Source organism: Chryseobacterium sp. JV274 (genome assembly GCF_903969135.1).
Classification (GTDB): domain Bacteria; phylum Bacteroidota; class Bacteroidia; order Flavobacteriales; family Weeksellaceae; genus Chryseobacterium.
Window position 1 is genome coordinate 1996106 of sequence record NZ_LR824569.1, and the last position, 14158, is coordinate 2010263.

Here is a 14158-nt window from a genome sequence, read left to right on the forward strand (position 1 = left end):
AATACGGTACTGAAATTGTTGATAAAAACTTGTTATATTAAAAAAGAAGGAATGAAAACTTTAAACAAGTACAAATTCAATAATAAAAAAAGCATTTCAAATTGAAATGCTTTTTTATATTTTTAAAGTTCTTTTCTTAATCTTGCGACAGGAATATTGAGCTGTTCACGATATTTCGCAATCGTTCTTCTGGCAATATTATAACCCTGTTCCTTTAGAATTACCACTAATGCATCATCGGTAAGCGGCTTTCTTTTGTTTTCTTTACTGATTACTTCCTGAAGATGGGTTTTGATCTCTTTGGTAGAAACTTCCTCTCCATCATCATTCGTTAAGCTGTCTGAAAACAGGTCTTTAAGATATACAATCCCGTTAGGGGTATCTGCATACTTACTTTTTACCACCCTTGAAATAGTGGAGATATCAAATCCTGTAATATCAGCAACGTCCTTCAGAATCATTGGTTTCAGAGACTTTTCGTCTCCGGTAATGAAATAATCCTTCTGAAACTTTACAATGGCTGTAATCGTCTGTAATAAAGTATTCTGACGCTGATTAATAGCATCTATATACCATTTTGCGGCATCCAGTTTCTGCTTGATAAATAATGCAGCCTGCTTATGTTCCGATGAGTTTTTATCATGGGAATAAGTAGTCAGAATATCTTTATATTCTTCAGAAACTCTTAAAGTAGGTGCATTTTTGCTGTTGAGCATAGGAATCACCAATCCATCTTTTACCTGAATCACAAAATCCGGAATAATTTCCTGATTAATTGTAATTGTTTGTGTATCGAAGTTCCCTCCTACTTTCGGGGATAATTTTGAGATTTCTTCCAGTGCATCTTTCAGATCTTCTTCTTCAATATCATATTTCTGAATGATCTTATTGTAGTGCTTATTCGTCAGGGCTTCAAACTGATGTCTCAAAATATTGGCAGCTAAAGAAACTGCTTTATCTGAGCTTACTTTCTTTTCAATTTGCAGCAATAAACATTCCTGCAGGCCTCTTGCTCCTACTCCAGATGGATCCAGTTTCTGAACATAGTTCTCCAGAATATCCTCAACTTTTTCTTTAGTTGTGTAAATTCCTTGTGAGAAAGCCAGATCATCAACAATAGACTTGATTTCTCTTCTAAGATATCCGTCTGTATCTAAGTTCCCGATAAGGTATTCTGCAATCTTAAGATCTTCATCACTGATATTAATCAGGTGAATCTGTTCTGTAAGATAGTCATATAAGGACTGTCCCTCTGTGAGAAGGCTTTCGTTGTCAAATTCTTCATCATCCGGAGAATAGTTGCTGGATGCAGTTTTATAGCTCGGTTCATCGTCATAGATATATTCATTGACGTCGAAATCTGTTTCAATGCTTTCTGTACCCTCATCCTTATAAGCATCTTCCAGGGAAGAGTATTCATCTTCCTTAGAATCTTCTTTCGCAATTTCCAAAGCCGGGTTTTCTTCTAACTCTCTCTCCAACTCCTCTTCAAATTCAAGAGTATGAAGTTGAATAAGCTTCATCAACTGGATTTGCTGAGGGGCCAGCTTTTGTCCTAATTTGAGTTGTAAGTGTTGTTTAAGCATATTCTTATTTGCGTTTTAACATAACATATTCTACGAATTTAATAAATTTATTTGATAAAAAACGTATTTAGCATGATTTTTGCATGATACATCCCATCTTAATAAACTATTGAAAAATAAAAAAAGCCTTAACTTGTGATTAAGGCTTTTTTTTATTGTTCTAGAATTCAGCACTTTTCGGCGTTCTTGGGAAAGGAATCACATCTCTGATATTCGTCATTCCTGTTACGAAAAGAACTAATCTTTCAAGTCCTAAACCAAAGCCTGCATGCGGCACAGAACCGAATTTTCTGGTATCAAGATACCACCAAAGCTCATGTTCATCTACATGCATATCTGCCATTTTCTGTTTTAAAACATCCAGTCTTGCTTCTCTTTCTGATCCACCGATGATTTCACCAATACCAGGGAAAAGAACATCCATAGCTGCAACGGTTTTATTGTCATCGTTCAGTTTCATATAGAAAGCTTTGATCTCTTTCGGATAATCAAATAATACGACCGGGCTTTCAAAATGTTTTTCAACAAGATATCTTTCATGCTCAGACTGAAGATCTGTTCCCCAACTTTCAACCGGGTAAGCAAATTTTCCTTTTTTATTTTCTTTCGAGTTCAATAGGATTTCGATTGCTTCTGTATAGCTTACACGCTTGAAACGCTTAGCCACTACATTCTGAAGTTTTTCGATAAGACCTTCTTTTGCTCTTTCTTTTTCCGGTTTTGTTTTCTGTTCTTCTGCAAAACGGTTGTCTAAGAACTCAAGATCATCTTTACAGTTATCCAATACATACTGGATTACATATTTTAAGAAATCTTCCGCAAGGTCGATATTGTCTTCAAGGTTGTTGAAAGCAACTTCCGGCTCAATCATCCAGAATTCTGCAAGGTGTCTTGTGGTGTTAGAATTTTCAGCACGGAAAGTAGGTCCGAATGTATAGATTCTTCCTAATCCCATGGCTGCAGTTTCTCCTTCAAGCTGTCCTGAAACGGTAAGGTTTGTTTTTTTACCGAAGAAATCCTGTGCAAAATCAATATCTCCTTCCTCAGTTCTCGGCATATTGTTCAGGTCAAAATTGGTTACTCCAAACATTTCACCTGCTCCTTCTGCATCTGCTCCTGTAATAACCGGTGTGTTGATATAGAAGAACTGGTTTTGATTGAAGAACGAGTGAACCGCAAAGCTTACTGCATGGCGCACTCTGAACACTGCTCCGAAAAGGTTTGTTCTGAATCTTAAGTGTGCCTGCTCACGAAGTTTTTCAAGACTGTGTTTCTTAGGCTGAAGAATTGTACTCTGAAGTTCTTCTGTAAAATTATCTCCTAAAACAATAATCTTTTTAGCGATAATTTCCACAGACTGTCCTGCTCCCTGGCTTTCCACTACTTCACCCACTACTTTCAGGGAAGAAGCAGTACTGATATTCTTGATGATTGCTTCATCAAAATTTTCGAAATCAACAACTATCTGCAAATTATTAATCGTAGAACCATCATTAAGTGCAATAAAGCGATTTGCACGGAATGATCTTACCCATCCGTAAACTGTAATGTCATGATGTAATACTTTCTTGTAATCCTTTAGGACTTCTTTGATCGTTTGCTTTTTCATTTGTTGATGATAAATTTTTTATATAAAAATTAATGTCCGCAAAGTTACAAAAAAACAGCGCAACTTGATGATTGCGCCGTCTTTAAAAATCATTTAACGAGTATTTAAACTTTGAGTTCAGGGAATTCACCTGTTTTCTGCTGCAGACTCTTCTTCATTTTCAGGTTACATTTCCACTCAATATTGTCCTGAACTTCAATAAAATCCGTATTGACACGGAATGAACACACTTACACTATCACTTTTAAAAAGAATAAAATTTTATTTTACTCTGAGTTTTCATGGAATTAGTTTTATTGAAATGGTTATTAGTTTTTAAGTGATAACTCCGTGGTAAATTACCCGGTCATACATCCATTTTTAGACTATACTATACTTTTAAACTGTGTGGCGGATTCACCACTGGATTTTGTTTTTAACTGTTTATGATTTTTAATGATCACTACACTTTTATATTTCCAAACTTTTGAACAATTATCTCATTATTTACATTTTATTTTCTGGTTATTATTTTTGGTTCTTATCCACTTCATTATTAATTTTTATGATACAATTCCTGATTTAATTTTTTAATTAATCAATAGTCTGGAATGATATCTTGTATTGTGCACATACAAAATAAATGGTTGTGTTTTTACCTGAAGCAAAGATGCAGGAAGTGGAATAATGAAACAAGTATATGATCTATAGATTCATAAATTTATATACATAAAATCATGAATTTATAAACACAAAGTAAATGAATACCAATAAATTAAACCTAATTTGAAGACATATTTTCAATCTCTTTCAAATAGATGGAAAGAGGGGTTCCGGTTCGTTTTTTGAAGGCTAAAGTGAAAGCCTGCTCATTATTATACCCTAATTCTTCTGCGATAAATGGAATTTTATAGGACCTGAATTTTCTGTCATTGGCCAATCTGCTGATGGCATAATCAATACGGAGATCGTTGAGGTACGTTGCAAAATTTTTCCCTTTGTAAGTATTGATAATTTCCGACAGATATTTAGAGTTTGTTTTTATCTTTTTGGCGAGACTTCCCAATGTAATTCCTTTGTTTAAAAACTGGTCTTTGTTTTCAAAGATTTCAAGTTCTCTTAAAATGGTTTGGGCAATATCTTCTGAGATTGTTCTAGTAGTTCTGTCTTCTGAATTTACTGTATTTTCTATCGGAAGAGGCTCAGACAGGGTTTCTTTTTTGAATTCAGAATCTTTGTGCTTTCCTACTCTGTTTTCATTAACAGACTGGATCAGATCCTGGGCAATCTTTTTATAATTTTTTTCTGATTTTTTGTATTTGAAATAAAAGTTGATAAATAATAAATGTGATATAAGCAAAAGACTTAAAACAATATAAAAGAGACTCTTTCTTTTTGTAAGCTCATTGGTAATATTTTCTTTCTCCTGCTGTAGTTCCGGAGTATCATATCTTCTCGGAAGCTCTCTGGAAATATATCTGAATTGAGTATCCAGAACCTGATCAACTTTTAAAAAGCGATCCACATAATACAGTTGTTTTTCTTTATCACCGTTTTCTTTATAATAATCAATCAGGTAAGTATATACATCTCTCAGCTCCGGATAGATATAATTTGTTTCAAGAACCATAGAATCAATCTTCCGGAAAAAGTCTACAGCTTTTTCTTTTTCCTGAAGCCCGGCATAGGATTTCCCTAAATATAAAAGAGTATAATGCTGGTTTCTTTTACTGCCACTACTATTTGTAAAAAAATATTTTTCACATTCCAATAAACCATCAATAGCTTTCTGATAATTTTTTGAATGCAGATGATAATATCCCAGCAGTCCAAGATTCTGATAATAACGGTAAACATCATTATTTTTTTTGGAATCCTGTAAGCCATTCTGTATCAATACATACGCAGAATCCATTTTATTAATTTCTATGTAAGCATCAGCCAGATTCAGTTTGAGAGAGTTTTTCTCAACCTCATTCATATAATCAGCATCATAGGCATAATGTCTTAATACTTTAGCTGTTTCCGCGTGTTTTCCAATATAATTATTCAGATAGGCAATACTGATGTGTGCCATGGCAATCTGCCTCTTATTTCCTTTTTCTTTTGCATACTTCAGCCCTAAGATATAATTATTCAATGCAGACTGAAGATTATCATTTCTAAAATAAAGATTTCCTCTTAAAAGATAAGTTCTGGCCGGATAGGTATTTTCTTTAGAATTTTGGGTGATATGCTGTAAGCTGTCAAGATATTTTAAAGCATTGGGCAAGTCTTCGTCAAAATGAAGCATAACATATCCCTCAGCAATATGACTGATATTTTTTTCAGATTTTGCCTTTTTAAGATATGAGTCTGCAATACTTTTACTGTTTCCTTCTCCCGCACGGCTGCCATAGAATTCTTTTTCCAATTCTTCATAAGTATTGTGTTCGGGGATATTTTTTTCTATATCATGGGTTTGTGAATGACAGAACACATTCCCGATAATCAAAAACAGTAGTAAAAGTTTTATTTTCATCATTCATCCTAGCTATATTACAAAAATATTATTTTTCTTCAGTAGATACACCAATCCTTTTATTTTTTTCCGTGAATGGGGAATAATTTTATTAAAACCAATGCTGATAAACTTACAAAAGAGAGTAAAGTCTTCATACTGTACTCTCTTCATCAATTATTTCCATTCTACTCTACCTTCCAGATAATACACTCTCCCATTGTTTTCATACAAAAGATCATAGCCCTGAGATGTCAGATAAAAATGACAGACTTTCATCTCTCCGTTTCTGTCTTTAAACTGAATAATAGCAGGACACATTTTCGCGCGGTCCATTTTCTTTACGATCAGATCAAAATTTTTCTGGACATTCTTTTTACCGTACAAAGACAGCATCCGGTCATCAATAAAACGGACATATTTTAAAGAGGAAAGAGGATAAGTAATCAACGTGAAGGGTTGTCCCGCAAGTTTGGCTGCATTTTCGTTAAAAAAATTCGTGATCGAAAGACTGTCCTGTGTAATTTTTTTCACTACACTTGATTCATATCTTTTCCCGTCATTAAATTCCATACTGTATATAGCTTCCATTTTAATCGCAAATCCCTTCCCTGATTTTCTTAAATCTGTAAGGTCTGTAAATTCTTTTCCTTTTTTGATCACTAATAAAACATTCCCTTCTCCAAAATCGCAGTCATAATATTTTTTATAATCAAAAGAATCTTCACTATTGGCTTTTAATGTATCGGCTGCAACATTTTGTGAAAAAATAAGCGCTGGCAACATCAATAAAAATAAGATCAGTTTATAATTTTTCATGGTTGAATTATTTATGGGTAACAAACTTTTTCATAGCGTCTTATTTGTTTTCTGTTTCTTGAAATTCCAGTTGATGAGGGGAAGTTTTCTCTTTCCGTTTTCATTCCATCCGCCGATCTGTATTCCTCTGAAATCCTCACATTTATTGTATAAACCAATCTGTATTCCCCTGCATTTCTGACCAACATTAGCCAGTGGCGCTACAGAAATTCCTTTCATTTCATGATGAAGATTAAAAAATGGAGAAACAGACATCCCGTTAGTCACCGCATGTGTATTAATATTACTAGAAACATTAATCTCCAGACCATTGGTGACCGTAGGTTCCATATTGATCAGAGACAATTGAAGTCCATTGATTTTATTCATCTTTTCACGGGGAACTACTACATAATCATCATCAAGACTCCAGCTTCCTGGTGACTGTAAAGTGAAAAGCATCAGCGGAGGAAGGAAAATACCTACAACATTGAACCCAAGGCCTAATCCATTTACTTTTTTAGGCTTAAAATGATCTTCCTGATCATAGTATTTAAATAAAATTCCGTTGACGTTTCTTACATTCTTTGAAGGAGAAGCTGCTATCAATCTCGGTTTCAAAGAATCTGCTTTTAAACTGTCTGATGCATAAGCCAGACTATTGAATAAAAGAACTGCTGTAAATAAAATTCGTGTTTTCATAACTCATTATTTTAAAATTACATTTCAAAATTATCAGCAGAAAGCACAGTTCCGAATGTGAAAAAAAATTAAAAAAAATACTACATTTGTGAAAATCACAAAACTATGCACCAGGAAGCTCTATTGAAGGAAATCCGAAGAAAAATCGGGGAAAGATCTTTAAATGATGAGATTGCCAACATTCTCAATATCAGTTATGATGCGGCCCACAGAAGAACTTCTTTGAAAGCCAAGTTCAGCTTTGAAGAAGCGCTGGAGCTTGCCAAATACTATCAGATCTCACTGGATCAGTTCCTGGGAACAGAAAATCAATTGGTTGTCAAAAGAACACAACCGGTAAGAACCACCGAAGACCTTTTAAACTATTTTGAAAACTCATTGAAAATTTTAAACGTTTTTCAGGATATCACCAATTCTAAAGTATTTTATTCCGCAAAAGACATCCCGTTTTTTTACACCATTTCAGGTTCAATGCTATCCCGTTTTAAGTTTTATGTCTGGATGAATTTACTGAACCAGGACAAATTTCTAAGTCCTTTTCATGAGTTTAATATGGAATATCATTCAGTAAAAAATGACATGCTGAAAGATCTTTATGATAAACAAAACGTAACCGAAATCTGGAATGACACCACCATTATGAGCGCTTTGAGACAAATCTCGTTCTACTATGAGATGGGATTATTAAAGAAAAATGATGTAGATCTTATTCTGGATGACTTAAGAAAACTACTGGAAGGTCTCGAAATTAAAACACTGGAAAAAACTAATTTCCAGATATATGTGAATGATTTAGTAATTTTAAACAACAGTATTTTATTCAAAAATGAGCAGCAATGTTCCTTTTTCGTTCCTTTCAGCATGTTTGGATATATGATGACCAATGATAAAATCACCTGTGAAGATTCTCTGAGTTATTTTGAGCATCAGATCAAAAACTCCAGATCACTGAACGAATCCGGAAACCGGGAAAGGAAAATGTTCTTTAATAAAATGTATGAACAGATTGACCGATTAAAACAGAACTTATCATGAATACTCTTCGTAAAGGCGAATATTTTGGAGAAACCAATCAAATGCTCAATTTAGAAGGATTGACTATCACTGATACGGAGTATACACATCCTTTCGTAGACTGGCATTATCATGAAAATGCCTACTTCACCTTTTTGCTTCAGGGCAATATGACAGAAGGAAACAGAAAAGAAACTTATGGCTGTTCTGCTGGAACATTATTGTACCATCATTGGGAAGATCCGCATTACAATATTAAACCGGATATTTTTACAAGAGGATTTCACATCGAACTCTCACAAAGTTGGTTTGATCATTTTGACATCCAGAAAAATAAAGTGGAAGGCAGTTTCAATATAAAAGATCCCAATCTGAAACTATTGGTTTATCAGATGTTCAAAGAAACGAAAACCAATGATTTATCTTTTGAAATAGCCGTCAATCAGTTACTATTGCATCTTTTCAGTCAATTGACCCATCAGAAGAAGATAGTTGATAGAAAGCCAGTCTGGGTACGTCAGATCAATGAAATTTTACATGAAAGCTTTACAGAAAGTCTCAATCTTACGGAGCTTTCTAAAACCCTGAACATCCATCCCATTCATCTCAGCAGGGATTTCCATAAATATTTCCACTGTAATCTGGGCGAATACCTCAGAAAATTAAAACTTAATAAATCACTTGAACTGCTGACTTTGCCCCATTCTTTAACGGATATTGCTATGGAATGCGGCTTTTCAGATCAGAGTCATTTTACCAGATGTTTTAAAGAAAATATCGGAATCACTCCCTTGAAATACAGGAATCTTTTGAAAATTCATTAGAATCTATCTGAATTTAAATGATATAAAAACCACCATTCACGATTTGGATACATCATTCCCCGATTTGGATACATTTTCCCTTCTGTAACTTTTCATCTTTGTACCATCATTTAAACAAAAAAATATTTAAAAATGGAAACAAAAAAAGTATGGTTCGTGACAGGAGCTTCAAAAGGCTTAGGATTCGAGTTGGTAAAAAAATTATTATCCGAAGGATTTCAGGTTGCTGCAACAAGCCGTACCGTTGAATCCCTGATCTCCACCATCGGAGAAACTTCTGAAAACTTCCTTCCGCTTAGCGTAAACATCACAGACAACAACGATATAAAATCTGCTATTGCCAAAACGGTTGAACATTTCGGACGAATTGATGTAGTTGTCAACAATGCTGGTTATGGACAAATCGGAACCTTGGAGGAGCTTTCGGATGAAGAAGCAAGAGAAAATTATGCTGTGAATGTTTTCGGAACCTTAAATGTGATCAGAAATGCGATGCCTTATCTCCGTGAGCAAAGATCCGGAAACATCTTCAATATTTCTTCTGTTGGAGGGTATTCTGCTAATTTTCCGGGTTGGGGAATTTACTGTTCAACAAAATTTGCTGTTGCCGGATTTACTGAAGCTTTGGCTGAAGAAGTAAAAGATTTCGGAATTCATGCTACCGTTGTGTATCCTGGATATTTCCGCACAGATTTTTTAACTAAAGATTCTGTGAAAACACCTTCTAATCCTATTCAGGCTTATGAAGCGGCAAGAAATTCTGAACAGGCCCATCTTAATGACATCAACGGAAACCAGCCTAATGATCCGGAAAAAGCAGCTGATGTACTGATCCAGATCAGTAAAGAGAAAAATCCGCCTGTACATTTATTATTGGGTGTCGGAACGATAGAATTTCTGAATAACAAAATTGATATTTTAAAGAAAGACGCTGAAAAATGGGAAAGTCTGACTGTTTCCACTGCGATTTAATTTGATACTATCCTTCGACTCCGCTCAGGATGACATTCCTAATACTTACTATTTTAATTTAATCGGATGAATTAAATATAAAACTTTAGAAATCATCCTGACCGGAGTCGAAGACATTTGAATCAATACGTTATATTTTTTTCAAAAAACAACTAACTTCGCTATTATGAAACAGCCTGTTCGTTTTAATTCCATTTCAGATTTTCATGCCTTCTGCAGTCTTCCCAATCCTGAGCATCCGCTGATCAGTGTGATAGATTACAGTAAAGTCCGCTATGTTGTGGATAATGACGAATTGAAATGGATTCAGAATTTTTATTCGATTGGTTTGAAGAAAAATGTTACTCCAAAATTCAATTACGGGCAGCAGCAATATGATTTTGATTCGGGCGTATTATGTTTTGTTTCTCCACAACAGTTTTTAAGTCTGGAAATAAGACAGGATATTGAAGTAGAGCCTACCGGATTTCTATTGCTGATTCATCCCGATTTTCTGTGGAACACTTCATTAACCAAGAAAATAAAGTCTTATGATTTTTTCAGTTATCAGGTAAAAGAAGCTCTTTTCCTTTCTGATAAAGAAGAGAAAATCCTTGTTGATATTTTTAAAAATATTGAACGGGAATATCAGTCCAATACAGATAGATTTACGCAGGAACTGATCATTGCCCAAATTGAATTATTACTGGTTTACTCTGACCGTTTTTATGAACGTCAATTTTTCACCAGAAAAAAATCAAGCCACGAATTATTATACAAGTTTGAAGATATTCTTTCCCAATATTTCGAAAGTGGAAATCTTCTTGAAACCGGAATTCCATCGGTAAAAACCATTGCCGAACAAATGAATATTTCGCCCAATTATCTGGGAACACTTCTACGACTTCACACGCAGCAAAACACCCAGCAGCACATTCAGAATAAGCTGATTGATTCTGCCAAAGAACGTTTGAGTACCACAAGTTTATCAGTAAGTGAAATTGCTTATGAACTGGGATTTGAACACCCACAGTCTTTCAGTAAGCTCTTTAAACAAAAGACGAATCAGTCTCCGGGAGAATTTAGAAAGCTTTTCAATTAGAATACACGGCAAATAATAAAATAGCAATGTTAATTTCATTCTATTTTACCATTAAGAAGTTTGCTACTTTTGTTGAAATACTTCCTGCAATGAAACCAGTTCTACTATTGATCTTTATTTTCACATTTTATATTTATCAGGGACAAAATAAAAATATAATTAATCCTGAAAAAATTGAAAATCCAATTCAAAAAAAATATACCGGAAAAATTGTTTTCCTTAACAAAGCCGTTGCCCTTGAAAACTTAAAAGATTCGGACTTTCTCACTTCTTCTGTGTTTCAGGAAAACGGAGATCTTGGAATTCATGCTTTTTTTGACAATTCTCTTGTCAACTACCTTCATCAGCTTGAACCCAATTGGACTGTTGATGAACTATTGAAAAACGGAAATTATCAATTCTCATTTTATGCAGACGGAAAACTGATCTATAAAGAAAATCTCAATACGGGTGCAGGTACAGCAGAAAATAAAAAAGCCAAAACCACATTGAGAATTCCTCTTCTCAGCAGTAAAAACGAAGATTCGTGGGGAAGATATCTATGGATGCGCTTCTATATGGCACACAACGGAATTGATGCTCTCACGGAAGGAAATCATATTTTAAAGATTGAAATGCGTCCGTATCTCAATACTTCTACAATCAAGACAGGACCTGTTATAGCAGAAGGTCAGATTAATCTCAGTATTCCTTCCCAAAATATTTCTGAAAAGCAGATCGCTGTTCAGTCCATCCAACCCAGCAGTGAATGGAAGGTTTCTCAGGCAAAGATCAATACGGAAACTATCAGAAATCTGAATAAGAAAATTGCAGAAAACAGGTTTAAAAATATAACCGGAATTGTCGTTGTAAAAGACGGAAAATTGCTTCTTGAAGAATATTTCAACGGATCCGGAAGAGATTCTCTGCAGGATACCCGTTCTGTAGGAAAATCGTTTTCTTCAGCATTAATGGGAATTGCAATCAAGGAGGGATATTTAAAAAGCGAAAATCAAAACCTGAAAGAATTTTATGACCTGAGACAATTTAAAAATCATTCTTCCCAAAAAGAGAATGTTACTATAAAAAGTTTATTGACAATGAGTTCCGGATTTGAAGGAAACGATGAAAATTCTGAATCTGCCGGAAATGAAGAAAACATGTATCCTACCGAAAATTGGGTGAATTTCACATTGAATCTGCCCATGACAGAGAATGTAACAGGAAAAAACTGGAGTTACTTCACAGCTGGCGTTGTGATAACCGGAGATATTTTGGATAAAACAGTTCCGCAGGGCTTAAAAAACTATGCGGATAAAAAGTTATTTCAACCGCTTGGAATCACCAATTATAAGTGGCAGTTTACTCCACAGCAAAAACCTTCTCTGGCAGGAGGACTGCGTATGAAAGCACTTGATTTCGCAAAATTCGGGCAGCTGTACAGCAACAATGGAGTTTGGGAGGGTAAAACTATTTTGAGTAAAGACTGGGTTAAGAAATCTTTTACCAATTATTTTTCCGATCATCAGGATTTTGAAGGCTATGGGTATTTATTCTGGAGAAAAGTTTATACTGTGGGAAACAGCAGTTATGAAGCTTTCCAATCCAGCGGAAATGGTGGAAACAAAATCATCATCTTCACCAGGATACCAGTTGTAATGGTGATTACCGCACAAGCTTACAATAAGCCCTATGCTCACTCACAAGTGGAAAAAATGGTACAGGAATATCTTTTACCCGCCTTGATGATGGATAGTAAAAATGAGTAATGAAAATGAGTAATGAGTAATATAAAGGGAGGAAGAAAAGCTTATTCGTCTTTCTTAGATGGAACCAGAAAAACATCAATAAGACCTTCAGGAAGTTCCATTTTTATGATTCTTTCTTCTCTGTCAACTTCAAGAATCCAGTCTTTGATCATAGGAATAACCACTTCTTTTCCATCCAGATTGGTAATGAAATACACCTGAGCCGTCTGATCGTTTACAGATCTGATCACTCCACAGTTATTATCATTTTGATCAAAAATTTCATACCCGATGATCTCGTGGTAATAGAATTGTTTTCCCGAAAGTTTAGGCAGTGAAGCAAGCGGAAGGTAAACATTTTTACCCAAAACCTGGTCAATCATAGCCTCAGAAGAATTTTTGAATGCAAGATTCAGAGCATCAGATTTGCTCCATGATGATCTTTCAATAAAAAATGGAACCAATAATCCGTTGATTTCAACGAATATTGATTCCAATTTATTGTAAAGCTCGGGTTGATCGGTATCCAATTTAAGGATTACGTTACCCGCAAGTCCATGTCTGCGTGTGATTTTACCTAAAAAATAGCAATCTTCTTTACGCATAACAGGATTTGGTCTTAAGCTTCAGTGTTTTCTTCAGTTTCAGCAGCAGGAGCTTCTCCTTCTGTAGCCTCAGCAACAACTTCTTCAGCAGGTGCGTTTGCAGCCTCTTCAGCAGCTTTAGCATCAGCATCAGCTTGTGCAGCAGCAGCAACTCTAGCTTCGTTTACTTTTACTTCAGCATCTAAAGCAGCTTTCTTAGCATCAGCTTTAGCAGTTGCTAAACCTTCTACTTTACCTTGTACTTTAGAATCTTTAGCCTCTACCCAAGCATTGAATCTTTTTTCAGCTTCAGCTTCGTCAAAAGCACCTTTAGCTACACCACCTTGTAAGTGTTTTTTGTAAAGAGCACCTTTGTAAGATAGGATAGCTCTAGCAGTATCAGTAGGCTGAGCACCGTTGTTTAACCACTGTACAGCAGAATCAACGTTCAATTCGATAGTTGCCGGGTTAGTAATTGGGTTGTAAGTTCCTAGTTTTTCGATGAATCTACCATCTCTTCTAGCTCTAGAATCTGCAACCACGATGTGGAAAAAAGGTTTTCCTTTTTTACCGTGTCTTTGTAATCTGATTTTTACTGACATAATGTTTGAATTTTACGGGAACTCGTCCCAGTTAAATATTTAAGAGTGCAAAGATAGTAAAAAAGTTTGAAGTAAAAAGCTCCAGGTAAAAAGTTTTATAAATTCAAATTATTTTTTCCAAAAGCGGAAACCTGCTCTCACTACTCGCTTTTTTCTTTTACAAAGAAAAAGAGCTTAGAC

General features: G+C 34.9%; 12 protein-coding genes. 5 read left to right on the plus strand and 7 right to left on the minus strand.

Translation table 11 applies throughout. The features are described 5' to 3' along the window. Positions 1-122: 122 nt before the first annotated feature. The 5 genes from rpoN to CHRYMOREF3P_RS09270 form a co-directional block, all read right to left on the minus strand. Positions 123-1586: an RNA polymerase factor sigma-54 gene (rpoN, locus tag CHRYMOREF3P_RS09250; protein ID WP_077419195.1), complete on the minus strand. Its 1464-nt coding sequence runs from the start codon at positions 1584-1586 to the stop codon at positions 123-125. 160 nt (positions 1587-1746) lie between these two features. Beyond that, complete coding sequence (gene asnS / locus CHRYMOREF3P_RS09255) at positions 1747-3195, minus strand: asparagine--tRNA ligase (protein ID WP_047386768.1); 1449 nt, start codon at positions 3193-3195, stop codon at positions 1747-1749. Positions 3196-3955: 760 nt separating this feature from the next. Continuing rightward, entirely contained in the window at positions 3956-5698 is a 1743-nt protein-coding gene (locus tag CHRYMOREF3P_RS09260) for an AraC family transcriptional regulator (protein ID WP_180564461.1), read from the minus strand. A gap of 153 nt (positions 5699-5851) precedes the next feature. Then, a complete protein-coding gene (locus CHRYMOREF3P_RS09265; protein WP_077419193.1) occupies positions 5852-6493 on the minus strand; it encodes a hypothetical protein in 642 nt (213 codons plus the stop codon). Positions 6494-6523: 30 nt separating this feature from the next. Continuing rightward, positions 6524-7174: an LA_2272 family surface repeat-containing protein gene (locus CHRYMOREF3P_RS09270; RefSeq protein WP_077419192.1), complete on the minus strand. Its 651-nt coding sequence runs from the start codon at positions 7172-7174 to the stop codon at positions 6524-6526. Positions 7175-7279: 105 nt separating this feature from the next. On the opposite strand from CHRYMOREF3P_RS09270, the gene CHRYMOREF3P_RS09275 reads away from it, so the two are divergent. From CHRYMOREF3P_RS09275 to CHRYMOREF3P_RS09295, 5 genes are all read left to right on the plus strand, one after another. After that, positions 7280-8209, plus strand: a complete 930-nt coding sequence (locus CHRYMOREF3P_RS09275; RefSeq protein ID WP_180564462.1) for a helix-turn-helix domain-containing protein — start codon at positions 7280-7282, stop codon at positions 8207-8209. Next, complete coding sequence (locus CHRYMOREF3P_RS09280) at positions 8206-9012, plus strand: helix-turn-helix transcriptional regulator (protein ID WP_180564463.1); 807 nt, start codon at positions 8206-8208, stop codon at positions 9010-9012. Before CHRYMOREF3P_RS09275 ends, CHRYMOREF3P_RS09280 begins: the two co-directional genes overlap by 4 nt. Positions 9013-9144: 132 nt before the next feature. Continuing rightward, the gene (locus CHRYMOREF3P_RS09285) at positions 9145-9984 is read left to right on the plus strand and encodes an SDR family NAD(P)-dependent oxidoreductase (RefSeq protein WP_077419189.1); all 840 of its coding nucleotides are present in this window, start codon (positions 9145-9147) and stop codon (positions 9982-9984) included. Positions 9985-10150: 166 nt separating this feature from the next. Next, the gene (locus tag CHRYMOREF3P_RS09290) at positions 10151-11065 is read left to right on the plus strand and encodes a helix-turn-helix domain-containing protein (RefSeq protein ID WP_077419188.1); all 915 of its coding nucleotides are present in this window, start codon (positions 10151-10153) and stop codon (positions 11063-11065) included. 26 nt (positions 11066-11091) lie between these two features. After that, the gene (locus CHRYMOREF3P_RS09295; protein ID WP_232538995.1) at positions 11092-12813 is read left to right on the plus strand and encodes a serine hydrolase domain-containing protein; all 1722 of its coding nucleotides are present in this window, start codon (positions 11092-11094) and stop codon (positions 12811-12813) included. A 41-nt stretch (positions 12814-12854) separates the two neighbouring features. On the opposite strand, the gene rimM is transcribed toward CHRYMOREF3P_RS09295, so the two are convergent. Beyond that, on the minus strand, positions 12855-13397 hold the full coding sequence (gene rimM, locus CHRYMOREF3P_RS09300) for a ribosome maturation factor RimM (protein WP_047386745.1): 543 nt from the start codon (positions 13395-13397) through the stop codon (positions 12855-12857). Between the two features lie 14 nt (positions 13398-13411). Continuing rightward, a complete protein-coding gene (locus tag CHRYMOREF3P_RS09305) occupies positions 13412-13978 on the minus strand; it encodes a 30S ribosomal protein S16 (RefSeq protein ID WP_077419187.1) in 567 nt (188 codons plus the stop codon). Between the last annotated feature and the right edge of the window lie 180 nt (positions 13979-14158).

Coding starts and splice junctions, on each gene's coding strand:
- rpoN (WP_077419195.1), bottom strand. CDS start 1,586: ATGCTTAAACAACACTTACAACTCAAATTAGGACAAAAGCTGGCCCCT.
- asnS (WP_047386768.1), bottom strand. CDS start 3,195: ATGAAAAAGCAAACGATCAAAGAAGTCCTAAAGGATTACAAGAAAGTA.
- CHRYMOREF3P_RS09260 (WP_180564461.1), bottom strand. CDS start 5,698: ATGATGAAAATAAAACTTTTACTACTGTTTTTGATTATCGGGAATGTG.
- CHRYMOREF3P_RS09265 (WP_077419193.1), bottom strand. CDS start 6,493: ATGAAAAATTATAAACTGATCTTATTTTTATTGATGTTGCCAGCGCTT.
- CHRYMOREF3P_RS09270 (WP_077419192.1), bottom strand. CDS start 7,174: ATGAAAACACGAATTTTATTTACAGCAGTTCTTTTATTCAATAGTCTG.
- CHRYMOREF3P_RS09275 (WP_180564462.1), top strand. CDS start 7,280: ATGCACCAGGAAGCTCTATTGAAGGAAATCCGAAGAAAAATCGGGGAA.
- CHRYMOREF3P_RS09280 (WP_180564463.1), top strand. CDS start 8,206: ATGAATACTCTTCGTAAAGGCGAATATTTTGGAGAAACCAATCAAATG.
- CHRYMOREF3P_RS09285 (WP_077419189.1), top strand. CDS start 9,145: ATGGAAACAAAAAAAGTATGGTTCGTGACAGGAGCTTCAAAAGGCTTA.
- CHRYMOREF3P_RS09290 (WP_077419188.1), top strand. CDS start 10,151: ATGAAACAGCCTGTTCGTTTTAATTCCATTTCAGATTTTCATGCCTTC.
- CHRYMOREF3P_RS09295 (WP_232538995.1), top strand. CDS start 11,092: ATGTTAATTTCATTCTATTTTACCATTAAGAAGTTTGCTACTTTTGTT.
- rimM (WP_047386745.1), bottom strand. CDS start 13,397: ATGCGTAAAGAAGATTGCTATTTTTTAGGTAAAATCACACGCAGACAT.
- CHRYMOREF3P_RS09305 (WP_077419187.1), bottom strand. CDS start 13,978: ATGTCAGTAAAAATCAGATTACAAAGACACGGTAAAAAAGGAAAACCT.